The following is a 17,745-nucleotide window of genomic DNA, read 5'->3' on the forward strand; positions in this document are numbered from 1 at the left end:
TTTTTATGTTTTAACAGGTAAGGATTATCTGATAATTGTTACCTGTCCTGTTTGTTTATAAGGACCTTTAAATTGTCTGCGTCCTTCGTATGTAACGATCCAAGGATAGATACCGGATGGTGCAGGCTGTCCAAGATAATTACCATCCCAGGCAGCATTTTTATCCGTGCTCATGAAGATTACTTCACCCCATCTGTTAAATACAGTTAACTTATAATTCTGTTCGTATCTTCCGTAGCCTCTGAAGTATTGGTCATTACCGCTTCCCAATAAGTCAGGTGTAAAGGCCGTTGGCACTTTAATGATCGGAGCACAGATTGCTAATACATTTGTTTGATCTGTAGTTGAACAGTTATATTTATTTGTTATCACTACTACATAGCTACTGTCATCTAAAGGCATAACATTTAATGTATCAGATGTAGCAGCCGTGCCATTGTTCCAAAGGAACGTAGTACCTGCCGGCTGGTTACCCGGATCAAGTGTTACCGGTAAGCCTGCATCCGGACAATACACGTATTCTTCCGGTAAAGTTGAAACCGGATACGCTGCATAGTCGATTACATTTGTTGATGTATCTTTACATTGATCTATGGATAGAGCTCCTTTATACGTTCCGATCGTAGAAACAATAATTGTTGAATCTCTTGAGAAAATTGCTCCGCCATCTTTTCTCCAGTCGAAAGTCAGTTGTAAGAACTGATCTAAATTCGGAATGTTAACAGGACGTGCGGTTAATCGTACCTGCAATCCTTCACAGGTAGTTGAATCAAGAGAAACCATTTGCGGAATCGGCAAACCAATTACATACACACTATCTACTGAAGAACATCCTGTAGCAGGGTTTGTCGCAACGATATCATATTTAATTGTATCATTTGGAACAGATGTAATGGTGATTGGACTTCCTGTTCCTTGAGGTGCACCATTTAAACTCCAGTTAATAGTTGATGTTGCAGGAATTGCCGCTGCACTTAAGCTGGTATTTCCACAGGCAATCGCATCAGCTGTTGTTATAATTGGTACAGGTCTTACCTGAATCTGATCGGAAGAACTACAATTTCCATAAGAGAATTCAATCCTGAATATACCTGTATCCGGAACAATAATGAACGTTTTGTCCTGGCCGGTCATGATTGATCCGTTATTAAACCATTGGTATAAACCTGGAACCGTTGGTTGTGGAGACGGATTTGATTGTATCAACAAATTCTCTCTGTAACAAGTAGGAGCATTCGGTGAAAACGTATAATTCGGTAATACAAAAGTGGTAATTGCAACGGTATCTGTTGTAATACAGCCTTTGTAATTTTCAGCGACTAAAATTCTTTTTGTATCACCTGCAATGGTAAATGTGTGAGAAGGAGCGTTTGCCGGAGCAACTACTGTTCCTGTTTCATCTTCCCATGAATAATTAACTCCGTTTTCTATGTTGTGCGCTTCCACTGTAATTGCTGCACCTACGCAAGAGAATTGATCTGTACCTGCATTTGCAATTGGCATTGGTTCAATCAACAAGTCCGCAGTGCTTGAAACTGCATTACAGGTGCCGTAATTTGATGCGGTTAATGTAAGCGTAACTTTTCCAGCCACGATATCTGCATGAGTAGGGTAGTAAACCGCATTCAAGGTTGAATTGTTTACTGCAAATGTACCTGCAGTTGAAGAAGACCATGTTGCATCTCCTGAAAGACTGCTGATAATTGTTCCGGTTAACGCAGCACCATTTAAGGTGTCACAGATGATCGGAGCACCAGCAGATACCTCTGGTACAGGAGAGATTGTAACGGTTAAGTCACTGTTTCTCGAACTGCATATACCAGAATTAGCAGAAGTTGCAGTCAACGTGACTGAACCTGATGTGAGATCTTCTTGTGAGAAGTTATATGATATCGGTGAACCTGTTGAGTTTGGTGTAAATGAGCCTGAGCCACTTGTTGTCCATTCTACACTGGCAGCATTGGCAACACCTGCACTTACCTGTATGATATTTAAATCAGCACATACAGCCTGGTCAGAAGATGCAATTACTACCGGTACAGGTTGTACCGTAATTTTGAGTGTATCGTAAACCGGTTTACACAAGCCTTGATTAACTGTTTTAGCAAAGACGTTAAATATTTTATTTGCTGTATCAGAATCAAACATGATGTATTGAGATGTCAAGCTGTTTGATGGGTTCGTAAATATACCCGCACCGGATGTTGTCCAGTCTACGCCTGTTGCAATTGTAATATCAGCAGACAAATCAACAACCTGGTCTGCACAAACAAGTTTGTCAGGACCGACATTTACGGTTGGTTTAGGAGTCAGCTTAATAATGAAGTCATCAAAGTATGCATTACATGTACCATTACCGGTTGTCTGTAAAGATATACCTACCAAGCCTTTTGCTCTATCGGCAGCAGATGGAACATATACCGCATTGAGATCAGAAATACTTGGAGAAAATATACCCGTACCTGTTGTTGCCCATTCACCACCCAGCGCATTTGTGATCGTTGGAGTTAACTGAACAAATGCTGTATCTGCACATAATGTAACATCTGAACCTGCACTAACCGTTGGGGCAGGAGTTATTGTTAAGATCATGTCATCAAAGCTTGGAGAACAGATACCATTGTTTGTTGATGTTAATGTAATGGTTAAGCCCCCTGCATCAATATCTGCCTGATCGGCCACAAAGATCGGATTCAAATCGGTTGCATCCGGATAGAAATCTCCACGGCCTGTTCCACTTGTCCAGATACCAGAACCTCCCAAACCGCCTACTGTACCATTCAGCGGGAAGAAACCGGCATCCGCACAGGCAATCTGATCAAAGCCTGCATTAACCAATGAAGCCGGAGATTGCAGGATTGTTATAGAGAAGTATTTGTCAATTTCTTTACACGGATTTGAACCTAATGTAGAAACATAGATGATTACACCACCATTTAATTCATCATCAGCAGAAGGAGTATAGATGATTGAATTGCCGGTTGTTGTATTGAATGTTCCGGTACCTGTTGTCTTCCAGATGATAGAAGTAGCATTAGTAAAGCTGGAAGATGCAGTAATAACATTTCCTGTACAGATAGAATCATTTCCAACAGAACCTGTCAAGGTAGGCTTTGGATCAAGCGTAATAGCTACCGTACTTGTGTAAGCGTTACATGTACCGTTTCCGGTTGTTGTTAATGTCAGTGTTACATTACCCGCAGCTTTATCTGCAGCAGATGGAATGTAATTTGCATTTAGTAAACCTGCATTCGGTGTAAATGTTCCACCTGAAGGAGATGTCCAGATCCCTCCGGATGCAACCAGTACAGAGCCATTTAAAGGAATAGACGTTGTATCCGTACATACCGTGATCGGGCTTCCTGCATTTACTTTTGGAGGGCGCGTGAATGTAATGCTCATTTGTGCAGTAGCCGCAGGGCAACCTGTTAACTGGCCAGTCGTAGATACCTGAACAGTAATGGTTCCGGCTGTAGTGTCAGCAGGTACAGCAACATTATATTTTGTACTTGTGGCTGTATTGTTTACAAACGTACCATTAGCTGTTACATTTGACCATAGTACACCTGTTGCATTTGTAACGGTTGAATTGACATCAACTGTAGTAGCATCACCACAAACCGTTTGGTTTGATCCTACGGTTATTTTTGGAGCAGGAGCGATAGATAATTTTACCGTATCTGTAGCTGCTCTACAAGCAGTATTGTTGCCTGTAGATGTAATTGTCAATACTACTTCACCGCCATTTTTATCTGAATTTGAAGGTGTATAGGTAGGCGTTAATGTTGTTCCGTTTGCAAATGATCCAGATCCTGAGGTAGACCAGATAACTCCTGTGCTGATACCATTACTTGTTCCGGATAAGCCTACATTCGGAGAGTTTGTACAAATTCTAGGTACTGTCCCTGCATCCACTACAGGCCCAGGGATGATTGTAAATGTTACGTTATCCGTGGCTGCCGAACAAACTCCATTATTAATGGTTGTTAATGTCAACGTTACTGTCCCTGCTGAAATTTCTCCTGCAGAAGGCGTATACAACGCATTTAATGTTTCATCATTTGGATTAAACGTTCCCGCATAACCAGACCATTTTGCAGAAGAACCAGTACCTTCTAATTTAATCGGAAGATCTGTACTACATACTGTTTTAGATGGGCCAGCGTCAATTGGTGGTGCAGCAACGAATGTGATAACCACATCATCCATAACATTTGAACAGCCGCTTAACGCTGATCCTATGATACGTAAGGTGACACTGCCGCCAGGAACTGCATCTGCTGCATCCACGTTATACGTTGTTGATAATGTCGATGCAGATGATAAACTTCCGTTGCCGGATAATATAATCCAGCTTACATTAGATAAGTTTGTTCCTGAAGCATTAACTGTTACGGTTGGTACACTGTTACAAACCTGAAGATTATTTCCGGCTGATATGGTTGCAACCGGATTGAATTGCAGGTTCACATTTTCGCTTACCGCGTTACACAACCCATTCCCGGTTGATGTTAATGTTAATACAACTGTACCAACGGTCAAATCAGAGGCTGAAGGCGAGTAGTTTGGATTTAACGTCGTATTGTTCGGATCGAAAACACCGCTTCCGCTTGTTGTCCAGATACCACCTGTAGCGTTAAGTACTTTACCGCCTAATAATAACTGATCGACATCCGCACAGACTGTTCTGTCACTGCCCGCATTAACAACCGGTACAGGTGCAATTGTAATATTTACGTTGTCAGATACTGGTCTACATGTGCCGTTATTGGTAGTAGTTAATGTAAGAACGATGTTTTTAGCAGTTGTATCTGCATTTGAAGGAATGTATTCAGCATTTTTAACCAAAGCACTTGGTACAAATGTACCTGAGCCGGAAGTCGTCCATCTAACACCACCCGCAATAGTTGAATTGCCATCTAAAATAACTCCGCCTGAATCAGCACAGATAGCTATATCTGTACCCGCATTAACAGTTGGTCTTGGAGTTATTCGTATATTAATAGTATCTCTAACAGCCAGACAGGTTCCATTACCCGTTGTTACTCCGGCTATTCTTACTAAGCCTGCAGTAATATCGGCAGCAGATGGGAAATAAGTTGGCTGAACGGCTGTATTGTTCGGGCCGAATACTCCGGAACCGCTTGTTGACCATAATACTCCTGTAGCGGTTGTTAAGGTAGCCTCATTTAAAAGAACACCTAAACTGTCTGCACAGATTGTTTTATTGAAACCAGCTTCAAGTGTTGGTGCAGGTGTTATTGTTAATGTTAAGTGACCTTGTGCAGGTTTACATGTACCATTACCGGTAGTTGTCATTGCTAATACAACTGATCCCGCAGCTTTATCAATAGCAGAAGGAGTATAGGTAACAGTTGTTAATGTTGTACTGGAGAATGTTCCCGTACCGGATGTTGTCCATCTGATTCCGGTAGCACCAGCCGTAAATGATCCTGATACACTTGTTACAGCACTGTTAGCACATACAATTCTATCTGAATCGATCGATACTACCGGAGCAGGTGTTATTGTTAGTGTTAAGCTTTTGCTTTCTGCAGGACACGCACCATTTGAAGTAGAGGTTAATGTCAATACAACGGTACCTGCTGCTCTATCAGCATTTGTTATAGAATATACTGCATTTAAATCAATTGTACTTGGGAAAAATATTCCGGTACCGGATTTAGACCAAACACCGCCCCCGGCATTCGTTATTTTACCAGCCAATTGAATGTATGTACTATCACCACAAATTGTCTGATTCGGTCCGGCAACTACAATCGGTACCTTTTTAAAGGTAACTGTAACTGTTTTGAAAACCGGCGTACAGGTACCATTTCCGGTAGACGTTAGGGTGAATATCACAGAACCAGCAGTTGTATCTGCTTGCGTAGGTGTGTATGTTGTTGCTAATGCATTTGCATTAGCAAATGTACCGGTACCATTTGATGTCCATGTTCCTCCAGCAGCATTTGTAACAGTACCATTAAGTGAAATAGCTGATACATTTGCGCATAGTGTTTGTGGTAATCCAGCATCAACAATTGGCGCAGGTTTTATAGTAACCTGCACCTGGCCGGTTTTTGCTTTACAAGAACCATTACCTGTTGTTCTTACAGTCAATGTTACTAAACCGCCTGCAATGTCTGCAACAGAAGGTGTATATGTAGTAGAAGGTGCTGTCTGATTTGCAAATGTTCCTGTTCCGTTTGTTGTCCAGTTAACTGCAGAAGCAACAGTTGTTACTGCATTCAGGTTAACAATGGAATTGTTTTCACAGACAGTTTGATTTGAACCGGCATTTAATGTAACAATAGGAGTAATTGTGATTGTGACATTTCTTACAATCGGATTACATATGCCATTACCTGTTGTTGTTGCCGTTAATGTTACCGTACCGGCAGCAATATCTGCAGCTGAAGGAATGTATCTGGCAGAAGCAGTAGAAGCATTTGGGGTAAATGAGCCTGTTCCGCTTGTTGTCCATGCCACACCTGTTGCAATTGTATATGTTGCACTCAATTGTACATATGCTGAGTCACCGCATATGGTAAGATTTGAAGGTATTGTAAGTGTAGGTGCTGGCGTGATTGTAAATGTTACAGCACTTGTTACTGCCGGACATCCGCCATTTCCTGTTGATGTTAATAATAAAGAAACAGAACCAGCAGTAAGATCTGCCGCTGAAGGCGTATAGGTAGTAGATAAACTTGCAGGTGTTCCTATAGTACCGGAACCGGAAGTGATTGACCATACACCGCCTGTAGCAACAGCTACTGTACCGTTTAATGCAAAGCCGCCGGCATCCGCACAGAACGTTTGATTAGGGCCTGCACTTACTGTAATGGCAGGAGTAATGGTTAACGTAATTTGTCTGGCTACCTGTTTACAGAATCCGTTGCCTGTAGATGTTAATGTTATGTTTACAGAACCGTTTGCACGATCTGTTGCTGATGGCGAATACGTTGCATTTAGTGTATTTGCATTTGGCAAGAAAGAACCTGTTCCGCTTGTTGTCCATACGCCGCCTGTTGCATTTGTTACTGTACCTGTAAGTTGATACGTAGCTAAACTACCGCACATTGTTTGATTGGCAGGACCTGGATTAACAATCGGGCCAGCTGGTATTGTAATAGTAATCTGACTTGATTTCGTAGGACAGGCACCACTTGGTGTTGTATTGATTGTTAACGTTACTGTACCGGCAGCAATTTCACCGGCAGAAGGCATATACGTTGTTGTCAATGAATTTGCGTTTCCATAAACACCGCCTGCAGCACTCCAAACAGCCGGAGATCCTGTAGCAGAAAGAGAAATAGGTAATTCTGTAGAACAAACAATCTGGTCTGCACCTGCATTAATAGAAGGTACAGGAGTATAGCTTATTGTCATTGTATTAGATACCGGCTGACATAATCCATTTCCTGTTGAGGTTAATCTAAGTGTAACACTACCATTTATTACATCCTGATTTGATGGCGTATAGGTAGTAGATGTATTATTTGCATTTCCAAAAGTACCTGTACCCGAAACCTTTGACCAAGTACCACCCGTTGCTCCGGTAACGGTACCGGATAAATTTGAAACCGTTGAAACCGTACCGCAGACTACCTGATTTGCTCCTGCATTAACAGTTGGTGCAGGGGCTATTAATATAGTAACGTTAGCAGAAACAGGAGAACATGTTCCATTACCGGTTGTTGTTACCGTTAAGGTAGCAGTTCCTGCTGTTATTTCACTAAGGGAAGGTGTATATGAAGTAGATGCAGCTGTTGTGTTCGCTATTGTTCCTGTACCTCCTGACCATACAATGCCTGTTGCCAATGTTCTTGTAGCAGAAATTGTTGCTGTAGGGAAATCCGCACACACATTTACAGGTGTAGTTGGAGTAACGGTTGGAGCAGGAGAGAATGTAATGGTTCCTGTTGAAGATACTGCATTACAATTTCCATTACCGGTTGACTGTAGCGTTAGATTTAATGTACCGGCAGAAATTTCTGCTGCAGTAGGTGTGTATATCGGGTTAAGAACATTTCTGCTTGGAGAGAAAGAACCCGCGCCTCCTGTCCATCTGCCTCCGGTTGCAATGGTAACAGATCCATTTAAATTTACAGCTGCATTGTTTGAACAAACCGTATAATTACCCGCAACTACAACTGGTGTAGCTGTGAAAGTCATTGTTGTTGTTGCAAATACCGGATTACAATTACCATTACCTGTTGTTGTAAGTCTTAAGGTAACAGTACCTGCAACAAGGTCATTCGGACCCGCAGTATAAGTAGTTACAGCAGATGTAGCTGAACCAAACGTACCATCTCCGCCAGTTGTCCATTGTACGCCAGTTGCTCCGCCAAAGCTGCCATTGAACGTTGCAGTAGGGTTATTTCTACAAACAGATCTGGAAGGCCCGGCACTTACCGTTGGCTGAGGCGTAATGGTAACAACCACCTGATCGGTTACCGGATTACAGGTAGGTAATGTACCTGTAATTGTCAATGTAACACTGCCTGCAGCGATATCTGAAGCTGTTGCCGTATAAGTAGGGTTAACAGTTGTTGGCGCAGAAAATAAACCACCTGTTGGTGATGACCATGAAATTGCAGCGCCACCTGTCGAAGATCCGGCTAGTGAACCTGTTGGTTTGTTTTCACAAATTGAAACAGGCAGGCCGGCATCTACTGTAGGAGCAGGGCCAAAGCTAATAATAAGTGTATCGTAAACCGGCGGACATATACCACCTGTGGTTTGTAAAACAATACCTGTAAAGCCGCTTGCAATTTCAGAAGCTGTAGGAGTATACGTAACGTCTTTTGCAGTAGTACTTGGTACAAACGTACCTCCGCTTCCTCCAATCCATAATTGTCCGGGAGAACCTGTAACTACACTTGATAAATTAATAGTAGGATTATTTGCACAAACGTTTGCAGGGCCTGATGCTACGGCTGTTGGTGCATCATTGAAGTTGATAGTCATCTGACTTTGAACGGGTGTACATAATCCATTACCCGTTGTTGTAAGTGTTAAGACTACTGAAGAACCTGCTAATTCAGTAGTACTTGGTTTGTAATTTGCGGTCAATGAATTCGCATTTGGTGTGAATTTACCCGTACCGCCTGACCATGTTCCTCCTGTAGCTATAGTAACACTTCCAGCAAGGTTTACAGAGTCATTTTTACAGATCGTTCTGTTTAACCCTGCATTCGCTGTTGGTCTTGGAGTGATGTTTACATTTACATTTGATGTCACAGAATTACAACCTGCTTTGCTGGCTGTCAATGTTAATGTAACAGCTGTAGGGGCGGCATTAATTTCTGTAGCCGAAGGTGTATATGTTGTTGACGTACTGCCCGGTGTTCCAAAAGTACCTGTACCTCCAGACCAGGTTACACCTGTCTGATTGGTTGCTGTTCCAACAAGGGACGCAACGGCATTATTTGCACATACTGAAACGGGAGATCCCGCATTTACAGTTGGCGCGGGCGTATAGGTAAGTGTTACATTTGCCGTTGCTTCCGGACAAAGGGTGCTTCCCGTAGTGGTGATTGTTAACGTCACCGAACCTGCTGTTATCTCAGCAGCAGTAGGTGTATAGGTAGCATTTTTTGTTGTGTTATTAGGCACAAACGTACCCGCGCCTCCAGTCCACCTGATACCGGGAGCAACAGTCGAGTTGCCATTGAGTGTTAAGGTTGGATTATTCGCACAGGCAGATTGCGGCGGACCTGCACTAACTGTTGGGCCACCAATAAAGGTTACTTTTATTGAATCTTTTACAGAAGGACATCCACCATTACCCGTAGATGTTAAATATAAATAAATAGATGGGAGCGCTAGATCGGCTGTTGAAGGAGTAAAGGTTGTAATAGGAGAGTTTACATTGGCAAACGTTCCGGTTACACCTGGTTTAATGCTCCATCTGCCGCCTGTAGCACCTGTTACCGCACCGTTTAATTGAATCGGTCCGGCATTGGTACAGCTGTTAATATCGTTGGCACTACCGGTTCCCGGTGTTCCTGTATTTGCATCTACAGCAATACTTCCGGGTACATTATATACAGCATTAACATTGATGTAATTGGCATACCACCAGGTATTGATGGTTCTGTTGTTCCCCCAGTCATTTGTTGTTGGATTACTGGATGCAGGTATTGCCCCGGCAGTAACGGAACCGAAACCGTGACAGCCTGAAGTTGCCGTAGGTACACCGGTTGTACAGCCGGAAAGGTTTGCAGTACCGCCGCCAATTCCTGTATCATCCCAGAATAACAATGGCGGAGGGCCAGCAGGACGTACGAGTGATACTATATATCCGTACGGATGGTTTTCAACGTCAAATAATGGTAAATGAGTAATACCATTGAAATAATCTAGTCGCATATCCAACGGTGTACCGGGAGTAATCAAATTACCTAATCCATCACGGCTGTTCCATGGGATACAGTTTGAACCTACAACCAATGTCTGTTTAATGATTACATCCGATGTACCAAACTGGTAACCGGGCACACCGTTAAAGTTTAATAAAAGTTCAGCACCACCGGCCTTATCAACGACAATATTTATACATCGGTTATTGACATCACATCCGGTAACAGTAATATTATTTTTATTCAGAATATCGCCGAATATACCTGTACCATACGCACATTGATCCGGATCATTAAGAAATATTTTATAATCTGCATACGTGGAGTTTGTATTGGTAGATCTTCTGTCTAATGCAGTATTGCCTGTATTGGCCACACCTGTAGAGTTACAGGCAATTGTAAAACCGAACGGACGGATTCTATTGAAATTAAGACCCGTTACAATACCATCATTGGCATATACATACATAGTAGCGATAAATGCCGCATTGGCCGCATTCACATTGATGTCCCATGTTTTGGAAAACAGACGGCCTGGGATTCTTGTTCCTCCTGCACCATTAGTAACTGTTAAATCAAAATAGCGTAGACGTACTTTTGTTTTTTGTTGTGTAGCAATTGCTGCAGTTTCTGCCGGTGTACGGATAACGAAGTCCTGTACAATAGGAATTCCTGTAGGCATACCTGCTGTACTTTTTCTAAAAAATTCAATGTAATAGTCGCCTCCACCCATTGCAGGTGTAACGTTAAAGGATAATGGTGTATAACCACCTGCACCTCCAACAATAGTATTCGGACCGGCAACTGCCTGTGCATATGAACCGATTGAACCTGCACCTGTATTCGTTACCTGTCGCCATCCTGTTGCAGGAAAAGCTTGGTTATTATTAGGATCTATAATTCTATACCACAGCGTACTGGTACCACCCATGTCACCGGCATCATAGTTCATACCAAAATAAACAACTTCTGTTGGGTTACAGATTGTGAAGTTCAATCTCTTTGTTTCAGGAGCACCATAAGTAAAAGAATTTCTGGCCGGGTCATTATTATCCCAAAGCTGTAATACACCCTGATTGTCAGATGCTAAAGTTGGAGTTAACTGAGCTGTTCCCTCTGCAAATGATGTAACACATGTTAACATCAGAAGAGCTAAGCTGAGTAATTGTTGGTGTATAGTATGTTTTATTTTGAAGGTGTATAGTTGTTCCATAAGTACGATGTACTAGTTTGCTAACTTTTACGTGATATAGTCGAATAATGTTGTTTTTTTGTGAATAAACTGTTATTCTTTAATATCCGGACATAGATTGATGTTAGATTCAAGTTCCTGGTAACCATTCAATTCCTTCGTTGTAATAAAATCATCACAAATTTTATAATTTTCAGATTGGATCGAAATTTTATACTTGCCACCTTCAGGAAGTGCCATAATATATTTCCCCGTTGTTTTATTAGAATTATAAATACCAACAACAGAATTGTTTTCTGTATTAATTACTTCTATACGCGCACTTACGGGTTGCTTGGAAAGTGAATCCTGAATAACACCAACAATTACCAATACATCCTGTACGTTTGTTTCTTCTAATGTTGCTACATATATATCTTTATCCCCATAGCCTTCCGGACGGATAGACGCGAAGTAAATTCTTTTTCCGTCTGCTGATAATGAAAAGTGCAGATCATCGTGTGTAGAGTTTAATGGATAGCCTACATTAATAGGTGTATTCCATTGATTGGTAGAATCCGTTAATGCAGTACTGTAAAACATATCAAAACCGCCCATAGAATTATGTCCGTTGGAACTGAAGTAAAGTGTTTTACCATCCGGATGTAAAAAAGGAGAGTCTTCGTCGTATTTAGAATTGATGGTTGATCCTAAATTAATTGGACGTGCCCATTCACCATTTAAAAGTTTTTTAGAAATATATAAATCAAGTCCGCCATACCCGCCAGGCTGGTTGCTGCTGAAAATAATATAACTGCCATCTTTTGTTAAACAGGCAGAAGGTTCATAGAATTTGGAATTCACTTCTCCTTTTAATTCTTCTGCAATTGTCCAGGTAGTTCCATCAAGTTTTGAAGAAAGGAAAGCACCTTCATTTACATATCTATATATAAGTAATTCCTGTCCATCAGGTGTTAAGGAGACACTTGCATCGTGGCCGTTTGTATTGATAGCAGGTCCCATATTTAACGCTTTCTGCCATACGGAACCTTTTTTTGAAGAAATATAAACGTCTTCAAAAAATAATCCATCTTCCGGATCAATCATTCCGCCTGTCGTTTCGGGTCTGCAGGAAGTAAAGATAATTTCTTTTTCATCCAGTGTAAGTACAGGGCCGTATTCGGCATATGAACTGTTAATTTCAGGGCCTAAATTTTCTATGTCAATAACAATAGGTGTTTGAACAATTTTCTTTCCATTCTCACACATCTCAATTTCTCTATAAATATCTTTAATAATCAACGCATTTTTTGATTTCGCTTTATATAAATGCGAAAGACAAACATCGAATTCTACAATAGCATCATCGAAGCGATAATCTAAATGGTATGCCCTGCCTAAATAATAATGTAATGTGGGCGGGTATTGATTCGGTTTTAATTTACATTTCTCTAAATACACCAATGCTTTTTTCTGATCACCGGTTGTGTTAATGTAACTAACACCAATAGGGAACATATATTTGGGCACGTTTGGATATAAACTATCCAGATGAAGATATAAGGGTAACGCGTGATAATAATCCTGATTTGTAAAAGCTGTATGAGCAACAGACTCAGTTTCAGAACGAGAAGAAGATACCTGTGCTGAAACTTTTAGTGGTGTAATGCACATGCATAGACCTCCCAAAAGTATAATAAGGAATGCTGATTTCATTGAAAACATTATCATTGTGAGTTTTTGATATCTACAAATTAACAGAAAGTATGAGTACAAAAAAACTATTCTCAATAAATTTCGTATTGGGAATTACGAACTATATTTCCGTATATTTGATCGTAATTCATTCTAAATATAATATACATGTTTAGTACAATTAGCCTACGTATTATTAAAACAACAGCACTTTTACTGCTTTTCAGTATAAGTAAAACTGCTTTTTCCCAAGATATACAGTTTTCTCAATTCTACGCTAATCCAATGTTTCATAATCCTGCATTTGCCGGCAGTATTCATGCTACAAGAGGGATGGTGCAAACAAGATTGCAATGGTTGGGTTTAGATGCGAATTATAAAACATATTATGCAGCGGGTGATACATACCTATCTAAATACAAAAGTGGTCTGGGCTTTCAGATAGTACGGGATATTCAGGGTTCAAGCATTTATTCATCTACACAATTTTCATTTCTTTATTCATATGAAGTCCCTGTTACCAAAACGTTTACCGTTCGTTTCGGCTTACAGGCTTCAGGTGTTCAGCGTACATTAAATTACTCCGGTTTAAGATTCCCTAATCAGTTTAACGACGCAGCGCAGGATGTATTTGTAGGCGGCGGAAATTATCAGACAGGAAATGAAAATCAATTATATGCAGATTTCTCAGCGGGTACTGTTATCTATTCAGACCGCTTGTGGGGCGGCTTTTCAGTACAGCATTTAAATACCCCTGTACAATCTTTTGCGGGTGCTACTAAAGATAATTTAGATATGACCTATCAATTGATCGGTGGATATAAAATTCCGTTGTCTCAACGGAAATATTTAGCCTATACAGAAGATAAAACAGAAATAAGCATTACACCAACTTTTCATTATAAATCTCAAGGTAAAGCAGATCAATTAGATATTGGTTTGTATGGTGTTTATAGTCAATTGATGGCAGGTTTCTGGTACAGAGGTATTCCGATCAAGCATTATGCTGCACAGGTAAATAACAGAGAATCGGTTGTGTTTTTAGTAGGCTGGATGTATAAAAACTGGTGTGCAAGTTATAGCTATGATTTAACCATTTCAAAGTTAACAGCTGCGGGGCCGGGTGGCTCGCATGAATTTAATGTGACATACATTCATAAGCCAGTAAAGAAGCACAAGCCAATGAGACGTTTACCTTGTCCTAGTTTCTATAAACATTAATTGTTGTAACAGATACAATATAGCGCATAAAAAAGGTCCTGATTAAATCAGGACCTTTTTTATGCGCTATATTGTAGGATTTATATTATCAGATCAATGGAAATAAAATTTGTATTCTCCACTGTGTTTTTTTGTTTTCGATTTACTTTTTTCAGCAGCTGCGGCAGATGCTGCTGCATTTGTTTTTTGCCTGTTTTTCTCAGAAGCCTTTTGATTTATAGCTTTATTTTTTTCGTTCTCATTTACGATTTTATTGGCAGAATTGGCATGATACCCCTTTTGACTTGTTTTTTCTCTTTTACTCATGTAATACTGCTTCTTGCCGGAACAAGAAAACAAAGATGTTAACAATAGCGTACCGATTAATAACCTTTTCATGCACAAATTCGTTTTTGTATCTGTACGCAAAATAACATAATAAGTTTTTTATAGCAATCAAAACATATGTATAAGTGCTTAATTATTTCAATTCTCACATGGTTTTCATGTATCGTTTCTGTTTATGCGCAAGCAATACCAAAAGAAGCGAGAAATTATCTGGAAGAAGGAAAGATCTATTATGATGGAGCGAATTATTTAAAAGCCCTGGATAGTTATCTGGGTGCTTATAAATTTGTGCCGAATGATCCCGGAGTGAATTATTCCATTGCCTTATGTTATATTCAAACCTATAGTTACGATAAAGCATTAACGTATTTGATTCCTGCAAAAAAAGCAGGGATAAAAGATCCCTTGTTAGATTATTATATGGGGCTTGCCTATCATGCCAACAGTAATATTGATGAGGCGTTAAAGAGCTTGACAGCTTTTCAGTCTACACTGCGTTCTTCTGACAAAGAACTCACTGCTCAAACAGCAAAATATATAACGTATTGTAATAATGCGAAGACATTGATGCTGACTCCGGTAAAGATGACAATCACAAACCTGGGTGCATCTGTAAACTCTGCTTATCCGGATTATAACCCGGCAATCAGTGTAGATGAATCAACCATTATTTATACATCCAGAAGGCCAAACTCTACCGGTGGACTTATATCGGAAATGGACGGACATTATTTTGAAGATATTTACATGTCGAATAAACAGACAAACAATTCCTGGGGAACAAGTATTCAGATTGATCAGACAATCAACACAACAAGCCACGACGCCTGTGTAGGACTGTCTTCAGAAGGTCAAACAATGATTGTATATAAGGACGACGGCGGCGGTGATTTATATTACAGTAATTTATCCGGACAAAACTGGAGCAAGCCCATTTCTTTTGGTAAGGCAATAAACACCGACGGATGGGAAGCATGCGGAAACTTTTCTCCGGATGGAAATTATCTGTTTTTTGTTTCAAATAAAAAAGGCGGATTCGGTGGTACAGATATTTATTATGCTGTTAAAAATGCTGCAGGCGTGTGGGGCGCACCGGTAAATATGGGGCCTGAAATCAATACAAAGGAAGATGAATTTTCGCCGTATTTGCATGCAGATGGAAAAACATTTTACTTTAGTTCGCAGGCGCACACATCAATGGGTGGATTTGATATTTTTCAATCAACCATTGATTTATCTATGCAACCTATTGCAGTGAAATCGAAACCGGAAAATCTAGGGTATCCGATCAATACGGTTGGTGATGAAATCTATTTTGTGTGGTCTGCAGATAATAAACGTGCGTATTTCTCTTCAGCAAGAGAAGGTGGTTTGGGCGACAAAGATTTATACCTGCTTGAACGGCCAGTTGCTAAAGCGGCGTTGGTATTATTAAAAGGTACAATTTCTGATTGTAAAACAAAAGAATTTATACAGGCAAGTATTACTGTAACAGATATCGAAAGCGGCAAACTGATTGGTAAATATGTATCAAACAGTTCAACCGGTAAATACATTGTAACATTACCCGCAGGTAAAAATTATTCAATAACGGTAGAAGCAAAAGGATATTTATTCCATTCAAAAAATATCAATATTCCTAAACTGGAAGAGTTTAAAGAAATAGATGATGTGATCTGCCTGGATAAAATTGATATTGGTACAACCATTGTTTTAAATAACGTATTCTTTGATGTAAATAAATCTACACTAAGAAAGGAATCAGAAACTGAACTGGATAAATTGTTTGATATATTAAGTAAGAATCCAAAAATTAAAATTGAAGTTGCAGGCCATACCGATAGTGACGGAGATACACAGGCAAACCTGACGCTTTCAGATGCACGGGCGCATACGGTAAAAGATTATTTAATTGGCAAGGGTATCTCGGCTGACCGCATTATTTATGTTGGCCATGGGGAAGGAAAACCGGTGGTGCCAAACGATACGCCGGAAAATAAGCAGTTGAACAGAAGAACGGAGATAAAAATTCTGGAAAATTAAAAGGAGTGTAAAGTGTAATCGTTGCTCATACATTCGGTAGAAAACAAACAAAAACAGCGGTCTCATATAAAGAGGCCGCTGTTTTGTTTAATGAAATATTAGAATAAAGGAACCAGTACACTATACACTTTTAACTCTACACTATTTGCCGGGCTTTCTCGCAAAAATAAATTATTTCATCCCCAGGCAAGCAATATCTTTTTACCAGTTCAGCCGGAAGTTCTTTTACATACATGCTTTCTGTAACAAGGAAACCGGAACGTTTGATGCGATTGCCATAATCAAGGCCATAGGTGCGCATGTGGTCATCCTGGCCATGTACACGTTCTCTTTCTGCCGGATCTGTAATGGTAGGATCTTCAAATGTTTCCGCACGTGCAGGATCAATCGGGCTTTGCAGAATTGCCCAGCGGCCCGGCTTTAATACCCGCAGCATTTCTTCCATTGCTCTGATATCGTTGTCAACATGTTCAAGCACATGGTTACAGAAAACAACATCAAATGTGTTTGCTTCAAATGGAATGTCATGTACATCCATTTTTACTTTTGCCAGAGGTGATTCAATATCAGCCGTGATATAGTTAATGTTTTTTAACTTTTCAAAACGATCAATAAAACAATGCTCCGGAGCAATATGTAACAGTTTTATGTTGGCAGTAAAGAAATCTGTTTTGTTTTTTAAGAACAACCACATCAACCGATGTCTTTCCAACGATAAGCATTCCGGACACAAGGCATTTTCTCTGCTTACAATTCTTCCATAGGGAAGCATTTTTGAAAATGTGCTGTTACACACCGGACACTCAACGGCATTTCCTCTGTAAACCAACTTCATGGCTTTCATGGCAACCGGACTTACAATCTGTAAATACTTACGCGGAATTTTACGGATAGCAAAACGAATAATCTCTTTCATGCTAA

The 17,745-nt window shown here is 40.3% G+C and carries 6 protein-coding genes; 2 read left to right on the plus strand and 4 right to left on the minus strand.

Features of this window, described 5'->3' with window-relative positions; all coding sequences use genetic code 11:
• Positions 1-24: 24 nt before the first annotated feature.
• Both CHU_RS07575 and CHU_RS07580 read right to left on the minus strand, forming a co-directional pair.
• On the minus strand, positions 25-11,580 hold the full coding sequence (locus CHU_RS07575) for a gliding motility-associated C-terminal domain-containing protein (RefSeq protein ID WP_011584943.1): 11,556 nt from the start codon (positions 11,578-11,580) through the stop codon (positions 25-27).
• 72 nt (positions 11,581-11,652) lie between these two features.
• Positions 11,653-13,254 carry a hypothetical protein gene (locus CHU_RS07580; RefSeq protein WP_238379365.1) on the minus strand — a complete coding sequence of 534 codons (1,602 nt, stop codon included), beginning with the start codon at positions 13,252-13,254 and terminating at the stop codon, positions 11,653-11,655.
• 147 nt (positions 13,255-13,401) lie between these two features.
• Here CHU_RS07580 and CHU_RS07585 point away from each other — a divergent pair, with 147 nt between their 5' ends.
• Positions 13,402-14,454, plus strand: a complete 1,053-nt coding sequence (locus CHU_RS07585; RefSeq protein ID WP_011584945.1) for a PorP/SprF family type IX secretion system membrane protein — start codon at positions 13,402-13,404, stop codon at positions 14,452-14,454.
• A 93-nt stretch (positions 14,455-14,547) separates the two neighbouring features.
• Here CHU_RS07585 and CHU_RS07590 read toward each other — a convergent pair whose 3' ends face one another.
• A complete protein-coding gene (locus CHU_RS07590; protein WP_041932271.1) occupies positions 14,548-14,832 on the minus strand; it encodes a hypothetical protein in 285 nt (94 codons plus the stop codon).
• Between the two features lie 66 nt (positions 14,833-14,898).
• Between CHU_RS07590 and CHU_RS07595 the strand changes: the two genes are divergently transcribed.
• Positions 14,899-16,824, plus strand: a complete 1,926-nt coding sequence (locus tag CHU_RS07595; protein WP_011584947.1) for an OmpA family protein — start codon at positions 14,899-14,901, stop codon at positions 16,822-16,824.
• A gap of 136 nt (positions 16,825-16,960) precedes the next feature.
• On the opposite strand, the gene CHU_RS07600 is transcribed toward CHU_RS07595, so the two are convergent.
• The gene (locus CHU_RS07600; protein WP_011584948.1) at positions 16,961-17,740 is read right to left on the minus strand and encodes a class I SAM-dependent methyltransferase; all 780 of its coding nucleotides are present in this window, start codon (positions 17,738-17,740) and stop codon (positions 16,961-16,963) included.
• Positions 17,741-17,745 lie beyond the last annotated feature (5 nt).

This window comes from Cytophaga hutchinsonii ATCC 33406 (genome assembly GCF_000014145.1).
GTDB lineage: Bacteria > Bacteroidota > Bacteroidia > Cytophagales > Cytophagaceae > Cytophaga > Cytophaga hutchinsonii.

Excerpts from the sequence above, each read along its gene's own strand:
- CHU_RS07575 (WP_011584943.1), bottom strand. The coding sequence starts at position 11,580 with ATGGAACAACTATACACCTTCAAAATAAAACATACTATACACCAACAA.
- CHU_RS07590 (WP_041932271.1), bottom strand. The coding sequence starts at position 14,832 with ATGAAAAGGTTATTAATCGGTACGCTATTGTTAACATCTTTGTTTTCT.
- CHU_RS07580 (WP_238379365.1), bottom strand. The coding sequence starts at position 13,254 with ATGAAATCAGCATTCCTTATTATACTTTTGGGAGGTCTATGCATGTGC.
- CHU_RS07585 (WP_011584945.1), top strand. The coding sequence starts at position 13,402 with ATGTTTAGTACAATTAGCCTACGTATTATTAAAACAACAGCACTTTTA.
- CHU_RS07600 (WP_011584948.1), bottom strand. The coding sequence starts at position 17,740 with ATGAAAGAGATTATTCGTTTTGCTATCCGTAAAATTCCGCGTAAGTAT.
- CHU_RS07595 (WP_011584947.1), top strand. The coding sequence starts at position 14,899 with ATGTATAAGTGCTTAATTATTTCAATTCTCACATGGTTTTCATGTATC.